The sequence below is a fragment of the Bartonella senegalensis OS02 genome, from assembly GCF_000312545.1.
GTDB lineage: Bacteria > Pseudomonadota > Alphaproteobacteria > Rhizobiales > Rhizobiaceae > Bartonella > Bartonella senegalensis.
The window spans coordinates 144,431-169,265 of record NZ_HE997542.1 but is presented as its reverse complement, the minus strand read 5'-3'; the positions used below and the strand labels follow the sequence as shown (position 1 = coordinate 169,265).

At 37.7% G+C, this 24,835-nt stretch carries 20 protein-coding genes, 4 tRNA genes and 2 pseudogenes; 6 read left to right on the top strand and 20 right to left on the bottom strand.

Features of this window, described 5'->3' with window-relative positions; translation table 11 throughout:
* Positions 1-33: 33 nt before the first annotated feature.
* The 16 genes from BN200_RS06540 to BN200_RS06465 form a co-directional block, all read right to left on the bottom strand.
* Positions 34-843: a biotin--[acetyl-CoA-carboxylase] ligase gene (locus tag BN200_RS06540; RefSeq protein ID WP_019221745.1), complete on the bottom strand. Its 810-nt coding sequence runs from the start codon at positions 841-843 to the stop codon at positions 34-36.
* Entirely contained in the window at positions 843-2,297 is a 1,455-nt protein-coding gene (nuoN, locus tag BN200_RS06535; protein WP_034989276.1) for an NADH-quinone oxidoreductase subunit NuoN, read from the bottom strand. Before nuoN ends, BN200_RS06540 begins: the two co-directional genes overlap by 1 nt.
* Positions 2,298-2,315: 18 nt before the next feature.
* Positions 2,316-3,785 (bottom strand): NADH-quinone oxidoreductase subunit M, encoded by a 1,470-nt coding sequence (locus BN200_RS06530; RefSeq protein WP_034989216.1) that lies wholly within the window; start codon positions 3,783-3,785, stop codon positions 2,316-2,318.
* Positions 3,785-5,749, bottom strand: coding sequence for an NADH-quinone oxidoreductase subunit L (gene nuoL, locus BN200_RS06525; RefSeq protein WP_019221742.1), 1,965 nt, complete (start codon positions 5,747-5,749; stop codon positions 3,785-3,787). Before nuoL ends, BN200_RS06530 begins: the two co-directional genes overlap by 1 nt.
* 6 nt (positions 5,750-5,755) lie before the next feature.
* Entirely contained in the window at positions 5,756-6,064 is a 309-nt protein-coding gene (gene nuoK, locus BN200_RS06520) for an NADH-quinone oxidoreductase subunit NuoK (RefSeq protein WP_019221741.1), read from the bottom strand.
* A gap of 8 nt (positions 6,065-6,072) precedes the next feature.
* Positions 6,073-6,693 (bottom strand): NADH-quinone oxidoreductase subunit J, encoded by a 621-nt coding sequence (locus BN200_RS06515; protein WP_019221740.1) that lies wholly within the window; start codon positions 6,691-6,693, stop codon positions 6,073-6,075.
* A 96-nt stretch (positions 6,694-6,789) separates the two neighbouring features.
* On the bottom strand, positions 6,790-7,281 hold the full coding sequence (gene nuoI / locus BN200_RS06510; RefSeq protein WP_019221739.1) for an NADH-quinone oxidoreductase subunit NuoI: 492 nt from the start codon (positions 7,279-7,281) through the stop codon (positions 6,790-6,792).
* 14 nt (positions 7,282-7,295) lie between these two features.
* The gene (gene nuoH / locus BN200_RS06505; protein ID WP_034989273.1) at positions 7,296-8,342 is read right to left on the bottom strand and encodes an NADH-quinone oxidoreductase subunit NuoH; all 1,047 of its coding nucleotides are present in this window, start codon (positions 8,340-8,342) and stop codon (positions 7,296-7,298) included.
* Positions 8,343-8,364: 22 nt separating this feature from the next.
* A complete protein-coding gene (gene nuoG, locus BN200_RS06500; RefSeq protein WP_034989214.1) occupies positions 8,365-10,434 on the bottom strand; it encodes an NADH-quinone oxidoreductase subunit NuoG in 2,070 nt (689 codons plus the stop codon).
* 65 nt (positions 10,435-10,499) lie between these two features.
* Entirely contained in the window at positions 10,500-11,807 is a 1,308-nt protein-coding gene (gene nuoF, locus BN200_RS06495) for an NADH-quinone oxidoreductase subunit NuoF (RefSeq protein WP_019221736.1), read from the bottom strand.
* A gap of 142 nt (positions 11,808-11,949) precedes the next feature.
* Positions 11,950-12,621 (bottom strand): NADH-quinone oxidoreductase subunit NuoE, encoded by a 672-nt coding sequence (gene nuoE / locus BN200_RS06490; RefSeq protein ID WP_019221735.1) that lies wholly within the window; start codon positions 12,619-12,621, stop codon positions 11,950-11,952.
* Positions 12,621-13,811 (bottom strand): NADH-quinone oxidoreductase subunit D, encoded by a 1,191-nt coding sequence (locus BN200_RS06485; RefSeq protein ID WP_019221734.1) that lies wholly within the window; start codon positions 13,809-13,811, stop codon positions 12,621-12,623. Before BN200_RS06485 ends, nuoE begins: the two co-directional genes overlap by 1 nt.
* A 125-nt stretch (positions 13,812-13,936) precedes the next feature.
* Positions 13,937-14,545 (bottom strand): NADH-quinone oxidoreductase subunit C, encoded by a 609-nt coding sequence (locus tag BN200_RS06480; RefSeq protein WP_081585552.1) that lies wholly within the window; start codon positions 14,543-14,545, stop codon positions 13,937-13,939.
* Between the two features lie 17 nt (positions 14,546-14,562).
* Complete coding sequence (locus BN200_RS06475) at positions 14,563-15,144, bottom strand: NuoB/complex I 20 kDa subunit family protein (RefSeq protein WP_019221732.1); 582 nt, start codon at positions 15,142-15,144, stop codon at positions 14,563-14,565.
* Entirely contained in the window at positions 15,135-15,500 is a 366-nt protein-coding gene (locus BN200_RS06470) for an NADH-quinone oxidoreductase subunit A (protein WP_019221731.1), read from the bottom strand. The genes BN200_RS06475 and BN200_RS06470 overlap by 10 nt, the downstream gene beginning before the upstream one ends.
* A gap of 311 nt (positions 15,501-15,811) precedes the next feature.
* Positions 15,812-15,888 (bottom strand) — tRNA-Asp (locus BN200_RS06465).
* 174 nt (positions 15,889-16,062) lie between these two features.
* On the opposite strand from BN200_RS06465, the gene BN200_RS06460 reads away from it, so the two are divergent.
* Positions 16,063-16,138: transfer RNA gene (locus BN200_RS06460), tRNA-Val, on the top strand.
* Between the two features lie 311 nt (positions 16,139-16,449).
* Positions 16,450-16,987, top strand: a pseudogene (locus tag BN200_RS09730) (DNA adenine methylase); the annotation flags it as partial.
* A gap of 119 nt (positions 16,988-17,106) precedes the next feature.
* On the opposite strand, the gene BN200_RS06455 reads toward BN200_RS09730, so the two are convergent.
* A tRNA-Ser gene (locus BN200_RS06455) sits at positions 17,107-17,196 on the bottom strand.
* 356 nt (positions 17,197-17,552) lie between these two features.
* Here BN200_RS06455 and BN200_RS08835 point away from each other — a divergent pair.
* Positions 17,553-17,729: a hypothetical protein gene (locus tag BN200_RS08835; protein WP_019221730.1), complete on the top strand. Its 177-nt coding sequence runs from the start codon at positions 17,553-17,555 to the stop codon at positions 17,727-17,729.
* Between the two features lie 851 nt (positions 17,730-18,580).
* On the opposite strand, the gene BN200_RS09725 is transcribed toward BN200_RS08835, so the two are convergent.
* The 3 genes and pseudogenes from BN200_RS09725 to BN200_RS06425 form a co-directional block, all read right to left on the bottom strand.
* Entirely contained in the window at positions 18,581-18,769 is a 189-nt protein-coding gene (locus tag BN200_RS09725; protein ID WP_244426891.1) for a hypothetical protein, read from the bottom strand.
* A 55-nt stretch (positions 18,770-18,824) separates the two neighbouring features.
* Positions 18,825-19,621, bottom strand: a pseudogene (locus BN200_RS06440) (phage late control D family protein); the annotation flags it as partial.
* A gap of 1,666 nt (positions 19,622-21,287) precedes the next feature.
* Entirely contained in the window at positions 21,288-21,785 is a 498-nt protein-coding gene (locus BN200_RS06425) for an Hsp20 family protein (protein ID WP_019221724.1), read from the bottom strand.
* Positions 21,786-22,069: 284 nt separating this feature from the next.
* On the opposite strand from BN200_RS06425, the gene BN200_RS06420 reads away from it, so the two are divergent.
* The 3 genes from BN200_RS06420 to BN200_RS06410 all read left to right on the top strand — a co-directional run bounded on the left by BN200_RS06420 (position 22,070) and on the right by BN200_RS06410 (position 24,812).
* Positions 22,070-22,972, top strand: coding sequence for a serine aminopeptidase domain-containing protein (locus tag BN200_RS06420; RefSeq protein WP_019221723.1), 903 nt, complete (start codon positions 22,070-22,072; stop codon positions 22,970-22,972).
* A gap of 1,304 nt (positions 22,973-24,276) precedes the next feature.
* Complete coding sequence (gene cpdR, locus BN200_RS06415) at positions 24,277-24,639, top strand: cell cycle two-component system response regulator CpdR (RefSeq protein WP_019221722.1); 363 nt, start codon at positions 24,277-24,279, stop codon at positions 24,637-24,639.
* Positions 24,640-24,737: 98 nt separating this feature from the next.
* Positions 24,738-24,812: transfer RNA gene (locus BN200_RS06410), tRNA-Val, on the top strand.
* Positions 24,813-24,835: the final 23 nt, after the last annotated feature.

The window sequence follows — 24,835 nt, the reverse complement described above, 5'->3', positions numbered from 1 at the left end:
AAACAATCTGATAGTGAAAGAAAGTTTTATCAATTAAGAACAACCTGCATTTATAGAAGCAGTCGAATCAAAATGAACATCTCCAGCTGTTATAATTGCTTGCTGACCATTTTTTTGTTTTATGATGCAATTAAAATCATTATCAAGACCATCAAAAATACCTTCGATGATTTTTTCATCATTGACTATTTTGACATGCTGTCCAAGATGAGCGGAATATAAAAGCCACTTTTCACGGATTTTATCACATCCCCCTGGTTGTTTCCAAAGAAGATAATTTTTAGAAAAATACTCTGTCAAAACTGTAAATAACTGCTCTGTTTCAACATCAAAACCAACATCTTTTAAACTTGAAGTAGGGTACGGCGCATCTTTATAGTGATATGTTACATTGATCCCAATTCCTATAACCAATGCATATTGTTGTGATGGCAATTTAAAAATCTCGAGCAGAATTCCAGCACTTTTAGCACCTCTTAGTAAAATATCGTTTGGCCATTTTAAGCGAACGATATCATTCATTTGCTTTTCATCTTTTATAAATTGTTTTACTGTCTCTACCACACTTACCCCAGCAACAAAACCAAGCTGAGCAGCCGTTTTATGAAAAATATCCTTAATTAACAAAAGACTAGAATAAAGGTTCCCTTTAGGACTAGACCATGTCCTCCCTCTTCTTGCTCTTCCCTGTGATTGCTCTTTTGCAACAACCCAAAGATAACCATGATGACCAGCTTGAGCTTTTTGCTGTGCAATACAATTTGTTGAATCAACAATTTCGTACGATTCAACAGTGTATCCTTGTTTTTGTGCAAAATCGGATAAGATATAGCTCATTTTCATTAAAACAACGCAGTAGCAGCTCGTTCTGCCAAGTCAGCAAACCAAACTCCAAAGAGTATGTAAGATAAAATGAAGAATGCAGAAAGACTAAGACAAAATTGAAGCTCATTCGATAAAACAATAAAATGCGTTTTTGCCTCGTCAAACCACATAATTTTAATGAGGCGCAAATAATAAAAAGCACCAATAACAGAAGCTATCATACCAACAAGAGCAAGTGGGGTAAGTCCAGCATGAACAGCGGCAGAAAATGTATACCACTTTCCAAAAAAGCCAGCCATAGGTGGTATACTTGCTAAAGAGAAAAGTTGTATTGTCATTGTAATAGCCATAAATGGATTTGTCTTTACCAATCCTGAAAGATCATAAATGTTTTCAACATTTCCCTCATGAGAGCGCATTGCAAGAATAAAAGCAAAGGAACCAATTGTCATACTAAGATAAATCGTCATATAAAGAATAACGCTTTTTACCCCTAGCATATCTCCAGAAGCTAATCCAACCAGTGCATATCCCATATGACTGATCGACGAATAAGCCATTAAACGCTTAATATTGCTCTGGCCAATTGCCGCAAATGCACCAAGTATCATTGAGGCAATCGCCATGAACACCAAAATTTGCTGCCATGCAGGCATAGAGCTCTCAGCACTTTCCAATGGAATAAAAGCTGTAGCAATAATCCGAACTATTAAGGCCATTGCCGCAACTTTAGGAGCACCAGCAAAAAAAGCTGTAATTGGCGTTGGTGCTCCTTCGTACACATCAGGGGTCCACATATGAAATGGAACAGCAGAAATTTTAAAAGCCAAACCAGCTAAGATAAAGACAATTCCAAAGATAACGCCTAAGGGTAAGTTTTCACCCTTTAACGCAATAGCAATTTCGCGAAAACCAATTTGACCGGTAAAACCATAAAGCAGAGAAATTCCATAAAGCAAAAGCCCTGAAGATAATGCCCCTAAAACAAAATACTTTATACCCGCTTCAGAAGACTTTACATTATTACGATTAATAGCAGCCAGAACATATAAAGCCAAAGATTGTAGTTCTAACCCCATATAAAGTGAGAGCATATTACCGGCTGAAATCATCAACATCATACCAAGAGTGGCTAAAAGAACGAGTACCGGAAATTCAAATATATCAAACTTATGCGTACTGGTAAAACCTACAGACATAATAAGAGCAAAGAGTGCCCCTATAAGCGTTAAAATTTTCATATAGCGGCCAAAAGAATCGATAATAAGCGCATTGGTCTGAAATAAGCCACTTTTGGGAAAAATAATGATAATGACAATGGTTGCAACGAAAAGAGCAATGGCCAAACCAGTCACAGTTAAGAAGGAACTTGATTTGGAATAAACGCCAAACAGAAGTAATGCGAGTGCCCCAAAAGCTAGTAAAATCTCTGGAAAAATTAACACTAATTGAGTGATTATTTCAGTGTTCATAAGCATTTTTCTCTTAATCTAGTGCAGTTTATGGATGAGAGCTTCTACGGAGAACGCCGTTGCTTTAAGAATAGGCGTTGGATAAATACCAAAAAATATTGTAAGAATAACCATCGGATAAAGAATAAATTTCTCCCTTGAAGAGAGATCAAGAAGGACTTTTAAATTCTCTTTATCCAAAGAACCAAAAACCACACGCCGATAAAGATAAAGTGCATAAGCAGCCGATAAAATAACACCAGTTGTAGCAAAAATAACCACCAATTTATTCACTTGAAAAACGCCTATTAAGGTTAAAAACTCACCTAAAAATCCTGAACTTCCGGGCAAACCGACATTTGCCATAGTGAAGATCAAGAAAACAACGGCATATTTAGGCATATTGTTCACTAGACCACCAAAAGCTGAAATTTCACGCGTATGCAAGCGATCGTAGATAACCCCAACACAAAGAAATAAAGCTGCTGAAACAATTCCATGCGATAGCATTTGATAAATAGCACCTTGAATAGCTTGTTCATTTGCAGCAAAAATGCCCATCGTCACATATCCCATATGCGCTATTGAGGAATAAGCAATAAGTTTTTTTATATCATTTTGAACAAGTGCAACCAATGATGTATAAAGAATAGCGATAAGCGATAAAGTAAAAACAAAAGGCGCAAAATCAGCTGAAGCAAGAGGAAACATTGGTAAAGAAAAACGAAGGAAACCATACCCTCCCAATTTGAGTAAAACACCAGCTAAAATAACGGAACCAGCTGTTGGCGCTTCTACGTGAGCATCAGGAAGCCATGTATGGACTGGCCACATTGGCATTTTAACAGCAAAAGACGCAAAAAATGCAAGCCATAACCACATTTGCATATGTGCTGGAAATTGATAATTGAGTAAAGTAGGTATATCAAGAGTACCTGTTTCCCAATACATAACCATAATAGCAACCAGCATAAGCACTGACCCAAGTAAAGTGTAAAGAAAAAACTTCATACTTGCATAAACACGACGTGCACCACCCCAAACGCCTATAATAATAAACATCGGAATAAGACTACCTTCAAAAAAAACATAGAACAATATTGCATCAAGAGCACAAAAAACACCAATAATTGCAACTTCAAGAAGGAGAAAAGCAATCATATAAGCTTTTAATCTATCTTTAATATTCTCCCAACTTGCTAAAATACAAAAAGGCAAAAGAAAGGCAGACAAAACAATAAAAAGAATGGAAATACCATCAACCCCCATATGATAGCTAATGCCACCCCCTAACCAATTGGACTTTTCAACCATTTGAAAATGAGCATCTGTATGATCAAAACCAGCCCAAATAATTAAAGAAATAATAAAAACAAACGCAGTCGTAAAAAATGCTACATTGCGTATATTATGTCGTGCTGCCTCACTATCATCTTTGATAAAGAGAATCAAAATGATACCAACAAGCGGCAAAAATGTAACCGTAGAAAGAATAGGCCAATCAGTCATCAATTTACGCCCCCGATCATCATCCATGTGATCAGCGATGCAATGCCTATAAGCATTACAAATGCATAATGATAAAGATAGCCTGTCTGCAATCGAACAACTCTATTTGTAATATTAACAACACGTGCAGCAATACCATTTGGACCTAAACCATCAATAATCTTACCATCCCCTACTTTCCAAAGAAAAGAACCAATTCTTAAAGCGGAACGAACAAACAGAGCATTGTACAATTCATCAAAATACCATTTATGGAAAAGAAAATGGTAGAGTGCAGGCATCAATTTAGCAATTTTCTTCGGGATAGAAGGAATAGAAATATAAAATAAATAGGCTAATATAAATCCCAAAAGCATTGCTATAAACGGCGACCACTTTACCCAAGTGAAGACATTGTGAGAATCATGAAGGATGTGATTGTGACTATTTGTAAATAATGCTCCCTTCCAAAAACCATCATACAGATCACCAAAAAAGTAAGGCTGGAAAACAACACCAGCAAACATTGCTCCAATAGATAAAATAAAAAGTGGAATCAGCATAACTGGAGAAGATTCATGAACATGATGCATAACATCAACAGTCGCTCGTGGTTTACCATGAAATGTCATAAATATAAGCCGCCATGAGTAAAAGCTCGTTAATAAAGCTGAAAAAACAAGAAGCCCGAAAGCATATCCCGAAGCAATATTATGGGATGCAAAAGAAGCCTCTATAATTGCATCTTTTGAGAAAAAACCTGCTGTGCCGAAAGCGGTCCCAGGAATTCCAACACCAGTCAATGCGATAGTCCCGATAATCATCATCCAATAAGTTGCTTTTATATGTCTACGCAACCCCCCCATTTTTCGCATATCCTGTTCATCAGATACAGCATGTATCACAGAACCTGCCCCAAGAAATAATAAAGCCTTAAAAAAAGCATGCGTAAAGAGATGAAAAACAGCCGCGCCATAGGCTCCAACACCTAATGCTACAAACATATAACCAAGCTGTGAACATGTAGAATAAGCGATAACACGCTTGATGTCGTTTTGCACCAACCCAACAGTTGCTGCAAAAAATGCAGTTGTGGCTCCAACAATAATAATCACTGTCAACGCAGTCGAAGAAAGTTCGAAAATCGGTGACATCCGTGCAACCATAAAAACGCCAGCCGTTACCATCGTTGCTGCATGAATAAGTGCCGACACGGGGGTTGGTCCCTCCATTGCATCAGGAAGCCATGTATGTAAAAGAAATTGTGCAGATTTTCCCATAGCACCAATAAATAACAAAAGGCATGTAAGAGTTATTGCTGTTTGTCCATTAAGATGCCAATTCCCAAAAGTCATATTTTTCACAAAATTATCGTCTGCAGCTTTTGCAAAAATAGATGTAAAATCAACTGATTGGAATAAAACAAAAATACTAAAAATTCCCAAGAGAAAACCAAAATCTCCAACACGATTAACTACAAAAGCTTTCATTGCAGCCCTATTTGCAGAATCTCGCTGAAACCAAAAACCAATGAGCAAATAAGAAGCAAGGCCCACACCTTCCCACCCAAAAAACATCTGAAGCAAATTATTGGATGTCACCAACATAAGCATCATAAATGTAAACAAAGAAAGATAAGCAAAAAAACGCGACCTTGAAGGATCATGGTGCATATAACCAATTGAATAAATATGCACTAACGCCGAAACACTGTTAACAACAATAAGCATGACAGCTGTTAATGTATCAACATGCAAAGCCCAATCAAAAACTAATCCATCGACATTAAGCCAATGTAACACTAAGACATCAATCGCTGGAGAATGACCAAGCGCAATATTTAAAAAAGCTATCCAGGATAATAGGGCCACAATCACTATAAAACTACATGTGACCAGTTCACTTGCCCGGTCTCCTATAGTTTTTCCACCTATAGCGGCAATTAAAAAACCCAAAAGTGGAAGAAAGACGATCGTATAATACATCACTGGTCAGCCTTTCATTACATTAACATCTTCAACCGCGATAGAACCACGATTGCGGAAAAAAACCACCAGAATTGCTAAACCAATTGCAGCTTCAGCAGCCGCTACTGTTAAGATAAATAAAGCAAATATCTGACCAACGAGATCGTGAAGAAACGCTGAAAATGCAACAAAATTGAGATTAACCGAAAGTAAGATAAGCTCAATGGACATCAAAATAATAATCACATTCTTTCTGTTAAGAAAAATGCCTGCGATACCAATCGTAAACATAAGAGCCGAAACAATCAGATAATGCGTAACATCAATATGCATAGCCCCCCCTAAATACCCTTACCTGATTCAACTTGTTTAATTTCAATTGCATTTTCTACTGTTCTAGAAACTTGCACCGCTATAGATTGCCGCTTTACACCCGATTTATGACGAAGTGTTAAAATAATAGCACCAATCATTGCAACCAATAAAATAATCCCAGCAATTTGAAAGTAGAAAACATAATCCGTATAGAGAACGTCACCTAATGCTTGCGTATTGGTTCGCAGCACTAAATCTGGCAGTGGTTGCGTAATATGTGTTTTAAGAACTGGAGAAAAGTGGCTCCCTAAAAAAACAACAATTAACTCTACAGCAACAATACCTCCAACAAAAGCCCCAACAGGAGCATACCGAAGTGCACCACTTTTTAACTCAGCGAAATCAACATCAAGCATCATCACCACAAATAAAAACAAAACAGCGACAGCCCCAACATAGACAACCAGCAGAATAAGCCCCAAAAACTCTGCTCCTGCAAGCAAAAACAAAGCCGCAGCATTAAAAAATGCTAATATTAAAAATAAAACGGAATGCACAGGATTACGCGCTGTAATAACAATAACCGCACTCGCAAGCATAATAAAAGCAAATAAATAGAAAAATGCCGCCGCTAGATCCGTTAGCATAGGCTTCTCCTCAATTAACAAAACAATTGGTATAACACTTTATACCAAATTACAATCTATCGGAAAAATTATCCGACTACTCATTCAAAGATACACTTAACGATAAGGTGCATCCATCAATATATTCCGAGCGATTTCTCGTTCCCAACGATCTCCATTCATTAAAAGCTTTTCTTTATCATAATAAAGTTCCTCACGCGTTTCTGTTGCGAACTCAAAATTAGGACCCTCGACAATAGCTTCAACTGGACAAGCTTCTTGACAAAAACCACAATAAATACATTTAACCATATCTATATCATAACGAACAGTTCTACGTGTACCATCATTGCGCCGTGGTCCTGCTTCAATTGTAATTGCTTGCGCAGGACAAATCGCTTCACACAATTTACAGGCAATACAGCGTTCTTCACCATTTGGATAACGACGAAGCGCATGTTCACCACGGAAACGCTCAGAAACAAAACCCTTCTCATAAGGATAATTAATTGTAGGCTTTGGCGCAAAAAACTGACGCATTGCCAAGAAAAAAGCACTCACAAATTCCAATAAAAGGAGTGATTTTGCTGCCTGAATAAGACCTGACATCTTGAAACCTCCTCTTAAGCGAAACCACTATATTTTAAAAAAGCAGCAGTTATTACAACCATTGCTAGCGAGAGAGGAAGGAACACCTTCCAACCAAGGCGCATAAGTTGATCATAGCGATAACGCGGAACAAATGCTTTAACCATAGCAAACCAAAAAAATACAAAACAAACTTTTAAAACAAACCAAATGACACCAGGAATCCAATTCAGCCACCAAACATCCAAAGGAGATAACCAGCCACCTAAAAATAAAATGGTCGTTAACGCACACATTAAAACAATCGCAACATACTCACCAAGGAAAAAAAGCATATAAGGTGTTGAAGAATATTCAACCATGTGACCAGCAACAAGTTCAGATTCTGCTTCAACCAAATCAAAGGGTGGACGATTTGTCTCTGCAAGTGCAGAAATAAAAAATATAATAAACATTGGGAAAAGAATGAGCCAATTCCAATCAAGAAAACTGTTAAAAGGAAGACCAAGAGTCGTGCCAATTCCATGACTTTGCTTCTGAACAATTGTTGTAAGATCCAAGGAACCACTTACTAAAATGACGGTTACAAGCACAAAACCAATGGAAACCTCATAAGAAACCATCTGAGCTGCCGAACGAAGAGCTCCTAAAAAAGGATATTTTGAATTTGACGCCCACCCACCCATAATAACGCCGTAAACTTCAAGAGATGAAATAGCTAAGATATAAAGCAAACCAACATTAATATTCGCAACTGCCCAACCTTCATTGACAGGGATAACAGCCCATGTTGATAAAGCAAGCGTCGCAGAAACAAAGGGTGCCAAAAGAAAAACCCCCTTATTTGCGCCAGCAGGAATAATAGGCTCCTTGACAACAAATTTAATTAAATCTGCAAAAGACTGTAATAATCCCCATGGACCAACAACGTTTGGACCACGTCGCAACTGTACTGCCGCCCAAATCTTTCTATCTGCGTAAAGGAGATAAGCAACAAGGACCAAAAGAACAACCAAAAGAAGAAGCGTTTTTCCAACTATAATAAGCAACGGGAATAACCAGGTTATGAAGAAATCATATATCATTATTTCTTTTCCTCTCCCCTTACTCTGCAGCTTGTAGAGCACGATTCTTTGCCAGAGAGGAACATTCAGCCATAACAGCAGAAGCACGCGCTATCGGATTTGTTAAATAAAAGTCTTTGAACATAGAAGTAAATGTTTGTCTTTCCAAAACAACTATTTGTGAAGCAAGAGCTTTAAGATCACCTATATCAGAAGGAATGATATCATCAATGGCACAAAGATGTGGATAATCATTGAACAAACTCTGTCTTAATTGAGAAAGCGAATCAAAAGGAAGCTTTTGCCCTAAAATATCCGACAAAGCCCGTAAAATAGCCCAGTCTTCTTTTGCTTCACCTGGAGCAAAACCAGCCCGATTTGTCATTTGAACACGTCCTTCTGTATTCACATAAAGTCCTGATTTTTCAGTATAAGCTGATGCTGGTAAAATAACGTCAGCAGCATGTGCACCATTATCACCGTGGCTACCAATATAAATTATAAAAGCTTTTGTATCCGCTAATTCTATTTCATCAGCACCAAGCAAAAATAAAACTTCACAGCTTTTAAGAATATTTGCAACCCCAAGCTTAGAAGTAAAACCAATATCCAATCCGCCAACAGTCGATGCTGCATTGTGAAGAACACCAAACCCATTCCATTCTTCACTAAGTGCTCCAATACTATCAGCTAATTTCGCAAGGTTTTTTAAAACAGATAAGCCTTCTCTCCCTGAAACAGCTCCCTCTCCAATAAGAATAAGTGGCTTCTTGGCTTTTTTTAATATATTGAAAAATGCACCCTCTCCACGAATAAGTACATCCAATGCATCCGTATCAGCTCCAAGATAAGAATAAGGATAACGTAAATCGACCTTCTCTCCAATTAATGCGATGGGAAACTTTCCTATTCGTTGGCGCTTTAAAATACGTGCATTTAAAACAGCTGCTTCATAGCGAGGATTAGACCCTACGATAAGCAATGCATCAGCCTGTTCAATACCTGCAATCGTTGGATTAAAAATATAACTCGAGCGCCCTAATTCAGAAGATAAAGCCATTCCTCTTTGACGACAATCAAAAATCTTTGACCCCAATGAAATCAGTAATTTTTTCAGTGCATACATTTCTTCAATGGATGCAAGATCTCCTGCAATTGCCCCTATTTTTTCTGGCAAGGTTTTAGAAATAACCATTTTAATTTTTTCAAAAGCTTCTGTCCAACTTACAGGTTGAAGCTTTCCTTCTTTACGCACATAGGGCCTATCAAGCCGCTGAGTACGTAACCCATCCCAAATAAAACGCGTCTTGTCAGAAATCCACTCCTCATTTATATCTTGATTAGTACGCGGCATAATGCGCATAACCTCACGACCACGGCTATCAATGCGAATAGCACTACCAAGCGCATCCATGACATCAATTGATTCCGTTTTAAGTAACTCCCATGGACGTGCATGAAAGGCATAAGGTTTTGAAGTTAAAGCCCCCACTGGACAAAGATCAATAACATTACCCTGTAATTCTGATGTCATTGCTTTTTCAAGATATGTGGTAATTTCAGCATCCTCACCACGACCTATTAAACCAAGCTCCGAAATACCTGCCACTTCTGTCGTAAAACGAACACAACGTGTGCAATGAATACAGCGTGTCATAACAGTTTTTACCAGTGGCCCAATATATTTATCTTCTACAGCACGCTTATTTTCTGTATAACGCGAACAATCACGTCCATAAAGCATTGCCTGATCTTGAAGATCACACTCTCCCCCTTGATCACACACAGGACAATCTAAAGGGTGATTGATGAGAAGAAATTCCATCACACCTTCACGGGCTTTTTTAACCATTGCCGTGTTGGTAAAAATTTCAGGAACTTCACCGTTAGGTCCTAAACGTAAATCACGAACCCCCATAGCACAGGAAGCCTGGGGTTTTGGAGGTCCACCTTTGACTTCAACCAAGCACATCCTGCAATTTCCAGCAACTGATAAAGATTCATGAAAACAAAAACGCGGCACCTCAGCACCCGCGGCCTCGGCAGCCTGAAGCAACGTATAGTAATCAGGAACTTCAATCTCTTTACCATCAACTTTGATATTTATCATCATTCATCCAGCCTACGGATAACCCACTTAAAACTTGCATTCTGTTGCTCTTAAAGCAAAATCCTCTATCCTACTGCTTCCAAAGCACTATTTTTTCTTTGAACGACATTGCGCGTATAATCATCAATTCTACGCTCAATTTCTGGACGAAAATTACGTATCAACCCCTGTACAGGCCACGCAGCAGCATCACCAAGTGCACAAATAGTATGCCCTTCAACTTGTTTAGAAACTTCAAACAAAAGATCAATTTCGCGTTTTTGCGCTCTTCCCTCAACCATACGTCCTAAAAGACGCATCATCCAACCCGTTCCTTCACGACACGGTGTACACTGACCACAGCTCTCATGCTTGAAAAAAGCCGCTATACGCCAAATTGCCTTGATAATATCAGTTGATTTATCCATAACAATCACACCCCCTGTGCCAAAAGAAGATCCAACATCACGCATCCCATCAAAATCCATGATCGCATCAACCATATCCTCACCACGAACGACTGGACAAGAAGCTCCCCCTGGAATAACTGCTAAAAGATTATCCCATCCACCACGAATACCACCGGTATGTTTTTCAATCAATTCACGAAAGGAAACTCCAAGAGCTTCTTCAAATGTACAAGGTGCATTCACATGTCCAGAAACCATAAACAATTTAGTTCCAACATTATTTGCACGCCCAATCGATGAAAACCATGAAGCACCGCGACGTAAAATCGTTGGGACAACAGCAATAGACTCTACATTATTGACTGTGGTTGGACAGCCATAAATCCCCATATTTGCAGGGAATGGCGGTTTAAGCCGAGGTTGTCCTTTTTTTCCTTCAAGACTTTCAAGAAGAGCTGTTTCTTCCCCACAAATATAAGCACCAGCACCATGATGAATAATAATGTCACAAGCATGCCCATATTTTGTTTTTTTGCCAAGCAAACCAGCCTCATAACATTCATCAACGGCAGCTTGAAGCGCTTCACGTTCACGAATATATTCACCACGAATATAAATAAATGCGACATTTGCCCCCATCGCAAAAGTAGCAATTGCACATCCTTCAATCAAAGTATGGGGGTCATGTCGCAAAATATCGCGATCTTTACAGGTTCCAGGCTCTGATTCATCTGCATTTACAACCAAATAATGAGGACGACCATCGCTCTGTTTTGGCATAAAAGACCACTTCATTCCAGTAGGAAAACCAGCACCACCACGGCCACGCAACCCCGATGCCTTCACCTCATCAATAATCCAATCACGACCCTTGTCGATAATTGCCCTGGTACCATCCCAATGTCCACGTAATATTGCAGCCTTTAATGATTTATCTTTTAAACCATAAAGATTGGTGAAAATGCGATCTTTATCAGCCAGCATACCCCACCTTTTTTCCTATTGCCTTTAGCATTCTTAGCTTTCCCTCAAATGCAAATTCTAAATATCTTTTTCAAAATATTTACTTCTAGCTAAACCTTAACAGAATGGATAAAATAGCAAAATATTTTTCCAAGAAAAATATTCACTCCACACCCATTTCTTTTTTATCCTTTTTCTTTAAAAACTGAAGCAACTTCTCTTCTTTTGCATCAATAAGAGAAGTTAAACCGCTAATCGGTTCTGATGATTTGCGACTATTTTGCGGACCAACAGCTATCTCAGAACCTTTCCCGGCTTCAAATGCATCAATAATTTCTTCAAGACGCTCTGCTGTAAGATCTTCATAAGTATCTTTAAAAATCATAACCATAGGAGCATTGACACAAGCACCAAGACACTCCACCTCTTCCCATGATAAGGTTCCCTCTTGATTGGTCACAAAAGGTTGATGATGAATTTTTTTCTGACAAACTTTAATCAATTCATCAGATCCACGTAACATACAAGGAGTTGTACCACAGACTTGAATATGTGCCTTTGTTCCAACTGGCTGAAGCTGAAACTGAGTATAAAAAGTTGCAACCTCTAACACACGGATATAGGCCATGGAAAGAATCTGGGCGATATGCTCAATCGCAGCACGTGTTACCCAACCATCTTGCTCTTGAGCACGCATTAATAGCGGAATGACCGCAGATTGTTCACGCCCTACAGGATATTTTTCTATAGTACTTTTTACCCAGATCTGATTTTCTTTTGTAAAAGAAAATTCTGCAGGCTGGTAGACATCATCTGCAAGACGGCGCACAGACATTAGCGATCAACCTCCCCAAAAACAATATCAATCGAACCCAAAATAGCGGTAGCATCCGCTAACATATGACCTCGGGTTAAAAAATCCATGGCTTGAAGATGAGCAAAGCCAGGAGCACGCAACTTAACACGATAAGGCTTATTTGTTCCATCAGAAACAAGATAAACTCCAAACTCACCCTTCGGAGCTTCTACAGCAACATATACCTCACCAGGAGGTGTATGAAAACCTTCCGTATAAAGTTTAAAATGATGAATAAGCGCTTCCATTGAACTTTTCATTTCGCTCCGCTTTGGAGGCACGATTTTTCGATCTAAACTGGAAACTGGTCCATTTTTTTCAGTACTAAGCAAACGATCCACGCATTGGCGCATAATTTTTGCTGATTGACGCATCTCCTCCATACGAATGAGATAACGATCATAACAATCACTGTTTTTCCCTACAGGAATATCAAATTCCATTTCCTCATAACATTCATAAGGTTGGCTTTTACGCAAATCCCATGGCACACCCGCTCCACGAATCATAACTCCAGAAAAACCACGTGCCCAAGCCTCATCAATACTAACCACACCAATATCCACATTACGCTGCTTAAAAATCCGATTTGGCGTTATAAGCGCATCAAGTTTCCCAAGAGCAATAAGAAACGGATCAATAAAATTACCAATATCCTCAATTAAAGATTCCGGTAAGTCTTGATGTACACCACCGGGGCGAAAATAATTGGCATGAAGACGCGCTCCACAGGCACGCTCATAAAAAATCATTAATCTTTCACGCTGTTCGAATCCCCAAAGTGGTGGCGTCAAAGCACCAACATCCATTGCCTGCGTTGTTACATTAAGCAAATGATTAAGAATACGCCCAATTTCTGAAAATAAAACACGTATTAACTGTCCTCGTTTAGGAACCTCAACACCCAATAATTTCTCAATGGCAAGCACAAAAGCATGCTCCTGATTCATAGGAGCAACATAATCCAAGCGATCTAAATAAGGGCCAGCTTGAAGGTAGGTTTTTGTTTCCATTAATTTTTCGGTACCGCGATGTAAGAGTCCAATATGCGGATCTACACGCTCAACAACTTCACCGTCCAATTCCAGAACCATGCGCAAAACCCCATGCGCTGCCGGATGTTGCGGACCAAAATTGATATTAAAGTTTCGAACATTGACCTCAGCCACAATTAACCCCTTGCTTTTTAAAACAAACTTTATATCAAATTTTAAGAAAAATTCTCATGATATTGAAAATATTCAGTTCTTTGAGAATCTTACAACTCTAATTCTATACCTTATCAGCTCCAATATTATTTTTCACCCTCTGTTTTTTCATCACATGGCAAAACATATTGTGCTCCCTCCCAAGGAGAAAGGAAATCAAAATTTCGCATTTCCTGTCGCAAAACAACAGGCTCATAAATTACCCTCTTTGCTTCATTATCATAACGGCACTCCACAAATCCCGTTACTGGAAAATCTTTGCGCAGAGGATGCCCTTCAAATCCATAATCAGTTAAGATTCGTCTTAAATCTGGATGCCCTGAAAATAAAATCCCATACATATCGTACGTCTCACGTTCATACCATTCTGCTCCAGGATACACCGAGCAAGCAGAAGAAACGGGAGTGTGTTCATCAGTACGTACCTTAACACGCAACCGTAAATTATGACGAGGAGATAAGAGTTGATAAGAGACATCAAATCGTTTATCACGATAAGGATAATCAACACCACTAATGTCTGTAATATTGATAAACTGGCAACGGGAATCATCACGAACAAACATCAAAACATCTGTAATTGCATCAAGACGCGATATAATAGTTAACTCGCCAAATGCAAGAACAGTTTCTTCAAGCTTATCTCCTAATTTACTTTTTAAATAGGATGCAAGTTCGACCAATGATTCATTCATCATGATAATGAAGCCCCCTATCGTTCTATGGAACCAGTACGACGAATTTTTTTCTGCAACAACAATATACCGTATAGCAATGCTTCTGCTGTAGGAGGACATCCTGGAACATAGATATCCACAGGCACAATACGGTCACATCCACGAACAACCGAATAAGAATAATGATAATATCCACCACCATTTGCACAGGATCCCATAGAGATCACATAACGCGGCTCAGGCATCTGATCATAAACCTTCCTTAAAGCAGGTGCCATTTTATTCGTGAGAGTTCCCGCCACTACCATAACATCTGACTGACGAGGTGAAGCGCGTGGTGCATATCCAAAACGCTCATTATCATAATGGGGCATTGAACACTGCATCATTTCGACAGCACAACACGCTAAACCAAAACTCATCCACATAAGAGAACCGGTGCGTGCCCAAGTAATCAAAGCATCTGCTGAGGTAACTAAAAAGCCTTTCTCCGATAATTCAGCATGAACATCGCGGAAGAATCTATCGTCAGACCCCATCAACTCACCCGTATTAGGATCAATAATTCCTTTTGGTTTTTGAGCAGTAATTATTGAATTGCCAGAGACTAATCCCATTCAAGAGCTCCTTTTTTCCATTCATATATAAATCCGACAGTTAAAAGCGTTAAGAATAGAATCATCGACCAAAAACCGAACAGACCTATTGCATCAAATGAAACTGCCCAAGGAAAAAGAAAAGCAACTTCAAGGTCAAAAATAATAAACAAAATTGATACCAAATAAAAACGAATATCAAACTTCATGCGTGCATCGTCAAACGAATTAAACCCGCACTCATAAGCAGATAATTTTTCGGGATCGGGGGAACGATAAGCCACGATATAAGGCATAACTAAAAGAACGCCTGCAATAACGGCTGAGACAATCATAAAAATTAAGACCGGCAAATAAGAGCTTAATAAATCAGTCATAACCCTCTCCCACTTTAGTGAAATATTTGAATAAAGCAATCACTCAAAATCCTTAAATAAAACAGACAAATTGTAATTAACCGTTTTGTTGATTCCACTTGCACTGCTTTAAGGACATGTCTGGAAATATTTCTCTTAATGGCATAGGTAACGCAGAGCAAAGAAAGACGCAAGCCCTATTCTTATAAACCACGTAAAAAGAAAGAAAAGTTATACTTTATGAAAAACCCTAAAGCCTATATTCTAAAGATTTCTCACTCTATTTAATCGTACTTTAATCAAAAAGAAAAAATTCATCAAAGATTTCAAAATGGCGCGAGTGACGGGGCTCGAACCCGCGACCTCCGGCGTGACAGGCCAGCACTCTAACCAACTGAGCTACACCCGCGCATTCTTTGAACCAATTTACCAATTGGCATAATGGCTCGTGTAAGGGGTTCATTCGTTTATGTCAAGCGGGCTTATGCATTTTTTCAAAAAAATCATTAAACAACATCTTTATTCTTGCGTTTAGAAAAATTTTTCCTTAAACAGTGCACATTCAGTTGTTGATCATTGCATTGGGCGATTAGCTCAGCTGGTAGAGCGCCTCGTTTACACCGAGGATGTCGGGAGTTCGAGTCTCTCATCGCCCACCATTGCATTTCATATTACAAATAAGTTGTTGATTTATAATATCTTTTTTAAGGGTGAGGGGAACTGAAATAAAGGTGCGGGAATAGGTTTTTCTAACATCCCTCTAAAAAGCATGTTTTGCACAACGTTTCTAATGTTTCTTTAAAGTCTGCTAAAGCCTCTTTCTTGGTCTAACCCATCTAAAAGTCTCATAAACATAACAACAGTTTCGTGTTGCAACGGAATAGAGGGTTTGATTGTGAAATTATGAAGCTTTTTCGACAAGCATAGGCTTCTTTTTTAAGAGAGAAGTCGTGAAACGTTTCAATAATGACGTACTCAAGATCCAGAAACTCTCACGGATTTAGAGCGAGTCTCAAGGTTTTTATATTTGCAGTGGTTAAGCTTTAGCGGGAAGATAGTCAATCGTACGTTTGGAGTTAAAAAAGACTGTATTAATCCTTTGAAACTTGAAAGCCTATTAAAACTCATAAGACTACCACTTAGCGGGTATTATCATTGAACATTTAGATTGGTCTGATTTTATTGTGCGTTATGACCAGCAAAACACTTTATTTTATCTATAGATTCGCCTTATTGGGGCATTGAGGATTGCTACGAAAAGGACTTCTTTAAGCGGGAGGATTACCAGACGATATCTGCGCTGCTTGTGCAATTAAAGGAAAAGTTTCTTCTCTCTCAATGATGTGCCAGAGATACGAAAAACTTTCAGTCAATTTACCCTAAAAGAGGTGAGAACAATTTATTCCTGTAACTCTTCAAATAGTGCGATTCTGGCAAAGGAATTGATCATTACCAATTGCGACCTTTTAAGAGAAGAGAAAAAGATTCATGAAATGGTCTTTAAATGACCTTTGAAGATCCTTTGAGAATCCCTTAAAAACCCTTTGAAAAAAATAAATTGCTATAAAACCTGCTGACAAGCTACACACATATAAAACCAATAAGTTATAGCATGATAAAAGTGCTGTGGCGGAGGGGGTGGGATTCGAACCCACGGTACAGTCTCCTGCACGCCGGTTTTCAAGACCGGTGCCTTAAACCGCTCGACCACCCCTCCAAACTCATTACGTCTTTTTACAAAGTTCGTGCAAAAGGTCAATCATTTAAATGAATTTCTAAACATTTTTAATAAAACTGTTTGAATGCCAATCAAAATAATTTCTAAGATATAGTTCTTTTTAAGGATTCTTCTAAATTAGTAATTTCATCTTAGGTGAATCACTTGTTAAAAGAAGTCAAATGGCAATATAGCATCCGTAATAAAATCTTACATTCCATTACCTCTTGAAACAGTTAATCTTTGAATAGCTTCCCTTTTGCTCTTAAAACAGTTTTTAGTAAAATTTTATACAAATTTTACATTGATAATTGAGAGTTTTTTTAGACCTTTTTCAAAGGTTAGGCGTATCAGTAGTGTTTTTGTCTTCCTTAGAAATTGGCAAGAAATCTGTTCCAGTAGGAATGGAAGATGCAGTTATAGAGCTCTATGATTTAGATAAAGCTATGGTTGTTTATCTGAAATTGCAAAAGATCTATAAAAAGGATGATAATAGCGTTGCAACACCCGAAGAAAATTCATACATACCCTGAACAATCATTGATGATTTCAGCAGGGGAAATCAATTTCCTCCTAAAGAATGTCCCTCCATGCTAACAAAAGGCTCAACATAAGTGCGATGGGTGATAGCTTCAATGATTCTGATACAAATACTGATTCACTGGCCATGCAATAATGCCGACTGATCCCACAGCCAATTAGACCGCCTTTGGGAACAGGCAAGTTGTGAAGTTGAAAGTAATGGAACAGTACCGAACAGATAAGCCACGCGTCGTAAATAAGCCTCTAGCGTACATAGCTTGTAGGTTTTGGAAACAGACAATTCTTATAATTCTGGCGATTAAAAGGCTTTTTAATTCAGTGGACAAACACGAATAACATGGCCATCGGGATCTTTGATGAGGAAGGTACGTCCAAATACGGTTCCTTCAAGACATTTATCTCAACGGTGGTTTGCTCTTTCCATTCCGCATAGAGTTTATCTACATCTTCTTCTGTAGGCAACATAATGCCGATTTCTGAAAAACGAGGCACATTTTCCCCAGGTACTCGCCCCTAGGCCAGAGTGCAAAGAGTGCATCACCTGAAGAAGCAAATGCAACATAGCGTGAAGAGATGAATACAGGCTCTTTCTTGAAGATGAATTTGTAAAAAGCGGTAGAATACTCTGACATTTGATACGTATACCAACTGTAGGTTTGGGGTGATAGAATAAGTAGGGATATTACTCACGAATTCCTCCTACTTTAGTCGTGATCTTCCGACACTTTATATCTATTGTAGAGAATATTTCAACAAGAGTTTGTGCTTCTTCCGTTCACGGTGTACTTATTTATATGTTTTTACTCGCTTATTGCTATATGCTAAAATATCGAAACCACTACTACATAGTCTTCACCAACCTGATTTTTCCCCCAGTATAAGCAGCAGCTGGTGAGAGGGGATCAACGGATTTTAATTTTTCAGCATAAAGTGTATCCACCATTTTTAAACATTCTTTCATCTCTATATTAGCCCTCTTTTCATTACTTTCAGTGATAAGAAGTGGCTGCGATGTTGAGTTTAATTGCATCGAACGGGTTGTTAGCAAACCTAAGTCCCGTTGGCTGAGCAACCAAGCCCAGCCTCTATTCTTTGTTGCTTTCCCTTCCCTTTTTTGGCGCTTTTAGGGTAATTTCTGTTGTATATCCGCTTGCCTTCTCATAACGGTGGATCACGGTTGCTGCTTGCCATGGACCATTAATCTCTCCACGAAATCCTTGGAGGAGAAGGAGTTGACCTGCCATGATTTCAGGACGTCCCTCGAGGCTCAAAGAACCATTGCCCATAGCACGGCAAAGCCTGTCGGATTCTGAGGCGCAAGCAGCTTGTGCTTCCTCCTTACATGAATAACAATTGTGCAAACAGCGCACTGGACTACTAAAACCTGTGTGATATTTGACGAGATGTTGTTGCCCTTGGCTGCGCTCAAAATAACAGACTTCAATAGTGCCGTATTGCGTGCGCGGCTCGAGACTAAATTCCCACATGTTGATGGGTTTCCTGAAGGGGCAGAGTGTTGCCACTTAAAAATAAAAACTTATTGTCTTTGATCAAAAAACACGCCTGCATTCGGTCAGCAAAGCGGGTTAAAAAATCAATTGCCGACTGATCCATGCAACACCACATAAGGAGAGTTTGTTTGATGAATTGTGGGCTCACCTTTGCTTGATAACCATGGCGTTTGGCGGGTGTCTCGACAATCTCGCAAATGGTTTTGTGGTCAAAATGTCACTGGCTTGTTCTTTGATCTCCCCACGCATCGAGGTGCTTTGCCACAAAGGCGCAAAATCTCTCCCTCACTGCCCCCACAACTGACAACCGATTCGACAACAAAACGCCCCATAAAGGCACGGATGCTTCCCTCATAACCAAAAGTAACTTGGAATCATAGGAAATACGTGCCATACACACTCAGATTCTCGCAACGCAGTTCAAACAGCGTTATTATGCTGGTAGGAAAGAGATAAAAAAATCTTTATTGATGTATTTTACTGCTTTGAAAATGCGACTGCAGCTTTTGGGGCAAAAGTCGGCAAGAACTAGCTTGACGGGCAAGCCAATAAAATTGACAATGGCATATTTAGCTTTTTCATTCGACCGCGTCCAAATGTTTTTGAAACCGCGTAAAAAAAGGTATCTGATAAGCTTTTGTGAACTCCATCAAGGTCATACATATTACGACGGCGTAACTCGGCTAAAATACTAGGACAACCCCATTTTATGTGATAGTCATAACTTTTACCCCTACTTCAAACGGATGCTGCAATCATCCGTTTTTTGTGGAGTTAAATGCATAGTAACTACCCAACATAACTGGTAGTAATAAGAGGTATATTCATTTCCATGAATTACTCAACCTAAATATGAATTATGAGCTTTTGGGGGAACGTCCTAAAAAAGAACCTAAAACAAAGTCTACGTAAAGTATGCTTTGCTCTTAGTTTTGTGAAACGCAAACAATTTGCTGACCATATTGCAGTACCTGAAAATACTATGAGTAACTACGAAACCGGATTACGCAAACAACCTCTATTAATATTGATAATTTACAAAAATATTTGCGGTGTATCTGTGGATAGCTAGCTAAAGGTGAAGGTGAAATGTTTATAGATGTTGCAAAAACAAAAGCAGAATATTTTAAACGCCTACCATTCTTACTGAACTGATAAAAAAAGCTTGATTGCATAGCTTATACAATCTATCGCGATGCAAAAATAAAACTTCCACTCCTCTCCAAAATACAGAGGAACTCGCTGCAAAACTTTATAGAAAACTGCAAGAGTTGGTTTAAAACATCAAAGATAGCGAAGAAATCGAGCTTACTTTGTCTCTTTTAAAATTGCATTTAAAACGTCAAGTGAAAGCTAAAAATAACATTCAACAGCCACAAAAAATTCAGCGTAATGCCTCTCTAAAATGAAAAATCGATATGGAAATCTTTTCACATTAAGTATTTAACATAACATATTGATAAGTAATATTCCTTATTCTAATTTCTGATATTTTCACGCATATATGGAAATCTTTTTTGCTTTTTGGATCATTTTTGACTGATTTCGGAGTGAGCTTCACAATTTATCGAATTTTTTTCAATGAGTCTGCAAAGGCAGCTTTCTGGGATTTTACAGAATTTTTAAAAATCTTCAAAATATTTTTAAAAACCTTTCAAAGCCTTTTCTCTTATTTTTACACTCAAATTCCGATTTTTGTTATTTTTTACTGTTTTTTTACAATCTTAGCTGCCAAAATCCAATTTAACAAATTCTCATTTAATGGTACAAAAATATTCATAAAAACAATGAAGCATCACGTATTCCCATCTCTTCCCACTTAGTATAAAAGTAGCATACTTGTCTTTTAAAAATGAAATAATATTACGGTATACGCAAAACATTTTAAAATTAAATGCATTTTTCTCAATTTAAAAGCCATACTAAGAAGTTTGAGAGAAATAGCTTTTATTCAAACAGCTTGTTTTTTATTTTTAACACAGCATAAAAACGCGAGATACTTGTCTCGCGTTACTTTATTCTTTAAGAAGTTTTTAATTATTCAGTTCTCTCATCTTTTAAGCTTATTTTACCAATACCATGATTGTTACCATTTTTTTCAGCAGCTGATGACGCCTGTACAACTATCTTTTTGGGCTTTAGTTCAGCCGGCATTTCTCTTTTAAGCTGAATATGAAGAAGTCCATCACCAAGTTCTGCTCCAATAACTTTAACATGATCAGCCAAATGAAAACGCCGTTCAAAAGCACGCGAAGCGATACCTCTGTAAAGAAATTCTCGTTCTTCATCGTCATTTTCAGGTTTTCTCTCACCCCTAACGATTAGCTGATTGCAATGCGTTTCGATATCAATCTCATCCTGAGAAAAACCAGCAACAGCCATAGAAATTCTATAAGAATCCTCAGTTAAACGTTCAATATTGTAAGGTGGATAAGAAGAAACATCATCAGGTTGTGTTCTAGAATCAAACCAATTAAAAAGGTGATCAAAACCCACAGTTGAACGATAAAATGGTGAAAAATCTACTTGACGCATAATATTGCCCTCCTTTAGAGCGACTATGATTGACTCACTAAGTTCCCAAATGGCAAACCTGCCCGTGAACCAACGGCCCCAGAGTGGCGACCGCATCATTTATCTGGTAATTGTTCCATTCTATTTCAACTCTTTTAAGCTTCAATTCGTAAAAATATGCAAAAAAAACATAACTATTTCTTAACGCTTCATCATCATTATATTAAAGTACTAAAGATATGAGTTTTTTCTCATCTCGCCTTGCCTTGTCGTAGATTGCAAAAATAAACTATAAAGGATGTCAATTGGAAAGAGCTCTTCATTCTACAGACTTGAGAGTTCCTCCTGCCAATATCCATAATGGTCATCTCAAAATAGCCACTGATCGCAAAATTCGTTTTGCGACAACACATCCTGAAATGAAAAAAGCCAAAGGAACAATTGTTATTCTTGAAAGTCATGCAAATGCTCTAGAAGAATATTTTTTACCAATGAAGGAAATTTCCAACCGCGGTTTTTACACAGCAATATTTGATTGGTTTGGTCGAGAAAAATTGCAACCCAATAAACAAAAAAAGAATAGACATAATTGTTTTAATATTAACAATGATATTAATGATTTAAATGAATTTCTTAAAAATGTTGTTTATCCTAATTGTCCACCCCCTTACTACATGCTAACCTATGGCATAGGTGGACTGATAGCACTCAATGGACTGGCTCTCATTAATCATAAGTTTAATAGAATGCTCTGCGTTTCTCCCCTTTTTGCTCCATTTGGGAATAAAACAAATGGCTTTCAGCATAAATTCACACAACTTCTTTCTGATATAGGTCTTGGATTTTTACCAGCGAAAGGTGGAAAAAAATTAAAACAAAAAAATATGCAATTTTTGCGTTTCAATGAAGTAGCTTCATCCACTGTTTCTCTTATAAAACGTCCGACATCTCGATGGATGGCATCAGTACTCAATGCAATTGACAGCATGAAAAAAAACATCCTTAATGGGTCTTTACAAATTCCAACATTGTTTATTCTTGCCAACCAAAACAATATTGCTAACAACATTGAAGTACGACAGTTATGCCAACATACCCATCTAACAGACAGTGTTACAATTACGGGTGCTGAACTCGATACCATCATGCATGAAGAAAGTTACCAAAAACAATTTTGGGCTGCATTTGATGCATTTATTCCTGGGTGAAATGCACACAAGATCGCATCTTTAACAAGATTATAATCTAGGATTACAAATAAAATAAAAAAAGACAGAGAAAAAATCTTAAATAAGCACTATAACTCTATTCATTATAAAAAGACGTTATGTGGAGATCATACTCCCAGAAAACCTCAGCAAAAAATCAGACATAAAATATGATTGCGGTAAGAAGAGTTTTTTTAGAATCTGCAATACCAACTCTTCATGATAGTGCCCCCCAATTCAACATCTAAGCTTCACTACATATATCCTTACTGAATCTTAAAAGTTAAGACGATTTTCTATGATAAAAAAGGAAAATTTCGGTAAAAATTTAAAGCAAAAAACGTCTCTTTTATCAGCCTAACGCTGTCATTCCTCAATAAAATATCGAGAAGTGCTTAAATAAGTTTTTATAGAGAAAAAGTGAGAGTAACCTAAGTGCTTAATTAGAATTTTATGTTAATTATGAAATATGAAATAAGAATCCTGATATTTTATTTACCTTTGCATAATAATGTAAAACTCTTTACGAATATAAAACGAATGGCTAACCTAAATTTAAAATAAAAATATACATACAATCTTTTCTTTAATAGAAGTTGTGCGAATCTTACGTCTATGAAAAATCTTTTCAGCAAACTTCAATCTTAAAAAAATCAACCGATTATCAAATGTAGAACGCTCATATAATCATTCAATAAGTTAATCTCAATTTGCAAAAATAACAATGATCGATAGAAAAATCTTAAAACAACATAACATAGCCAGAGAAATCAAAAGAGAAAAACTCTATTCCTAATCTATGATAAAAAATGATATCATCTTATAGAACAACACATTTTAACAGAATCGGATCTCTAAAAATAAATCTATTACATTCACAACATAAATTGGTGAAAACATACAGCAAATGAGCGGCTACAAAAACTCTGTTTTGCATACTAACTTCTTAAAAGCAGTAAAATCAATACAACACCCTCACCCTCCCATTCTTCATAGAGACAAACTCTAAAACGAATATTTCTAAAAACTGTTTCGTAGAGTGCTGACTAAAATGAGTTTAATCTAAAAGAAACAGAAACGAACATTAAAATGCCCGCACACTCCTCTTTCTTTCAATATCATATACATTTCGAATTTAACCAATAAACAACTAATAGTGTATATTATGAGACCAATAGATAAGAATTAACCATTTTGCTATTCATTCCAATTATGAGCATTTTATCACTTTTTTTATAAATACTCTATATTGTATAATTAATGAAGCAAAAAACTCTGACCAATGGAGTAATTGGAACATAATCATGAAACGAATCCTGCTTGCAGAAGATGATAACGATATGCGCCGCTTTCTAGCAAAGGCTCTAGAGCGTGCAGGCTATGAAGTTGCCGATTTTGATAATGGTGCTAGCGCATATGAACGTTTACAAGAAGAACCATTTTCTCTTCTCCTTACTGATATTGTAATGCCAGAAATGGATGGGATCGAACTAGCACGACGCGCTACTGAAATAGATCCTGATTTACGTGTGATGTTTATTACAGGCTTTGCAGCAGTTGCACTCAATTCAAATAGTGATGCCCCTCCTGATGCAAAAGTACTTTCTAAGCCATTTCACCTGCGCGATCTCGTGAATGAGGTTGAAAAAATACTTATTGCTGCTTAAAGGCGGTTTTTGCCAAATTATTCGTGATTGGTTAAAGAAAAAATTAAATTAGGCATTGACGTTTGTAATTCTATGTGGTGTATGCAACGTTAGTAAGTGGGCGTGTAGCTCAGCGGGAGAGCACTACGTTGACATCGTAGGGGTCACAGGTTCAATCCCTGTCACGCCCACCATGTGATTTTATATAACAAATAAC

Coding starts and splice junctions, on each gene's coding strand:
- BN200_RS06515 (WP_019221740.1), bottom strand. CDS start 6,693: ATGCTAACGGATCTAGCGGCGGCATTTTTCTATTTATTTGCTTTTATT.
- BN200_RS06540 (WP_019221745.1), bottom strand. CDS start 843: ATGAAAATGAGCTATATCTTATCCGATTTTGCACAAAAACAAGGATAC.
- nuoK (WP_019221741.1), bottom strand. CDS start 6,064: ATGCATATTGATGTTACGCATTATCTGATTGTTTCGGCTCTTATGTTT.
- nuoE (WP_019221735.1), bottom strand. CDS start 12,621: ATGTCTGTGCGCCGTCTTGCAGATGATGTCTACCAGCCTGCAGAATTT.
- nuoN (WP_034989276.1), bottom strand. CDS start 2,297: ATGAACACTGAAATAATCACTCAATTAGTGTTAATTTTTCCAGAGATT.
- cpdR (WP_019221722.1), top strand. CDS start 24,277: ATGAAACGAATCCTGCTTGCAGAAGATGATAACGATATGCGCCGCTTT.
- BN200_RS06425 (WP_019221724.1), bottom strand. CDS start 21,785: ATGCGTCAAGTAGATTTTTCACCATTTTATCGTTCAACTGTGGGTTTT.
- BN200_RS06480 (WP_081585552.1), bottom strand. CDS start 14,545: ATGAATGAATCATTGGTCGAACTTGCATCCTATTTAAAAAGTAAATTA.
- BN200_RS06530 (WP_034989216.1), bottom strand. CDS start 3,785: ATGACTGATTGGCCTATTCTTTCTACGGTTACATTTTTGCCGCTTGTT.
- BN200_RS06475 (WP_019221732.1), bottom strand. CDS start 15,144: ATGGGATTAGTCTCTGGCAATTCAATAATTACTGCTCAAAAACCAAAA.
- BN200_RS06470 (WP_019221731.1), bottom strand. CDS start 15,500: ATGACTGATTTATTAAGCTCTTATTTGCCGGTCTTAATTTTTATGATT.
- nuoF (WP_019221736.1), bottom strand. CDS start 11,807: ATGCTGGCTGATAAAGATCGCATTTTCACCAATCTTTATGGTTTAAAA.
- nuoL (WP_019221742.1), bottom strand. CDS start 5,749: ATGTATTATACGATCGTCTTTCTTCCACTTTTGGGTTTTTTAATTGCC.
- nuoI (WP_019221739.1), bottom strand. CDS start 7,281: ATGTCAGGTCTTATTCAGGCAGCAAAATCACTCCTTTTATTGGAATTT.
- nuoG (WP_034989214.1), bottom strand. CDS start 10,434: ATGATAAATATCAAAGTTGATGGTAAAGAGATTGAAGTTCCTGATTAC.
- BN200_RS09725 (WP_244426891.1), bottom strand. CDS start 18,769: ATGCAATTAAACTCAACATCGCAGCCACTTCTTATCACTGAAAGTAAT.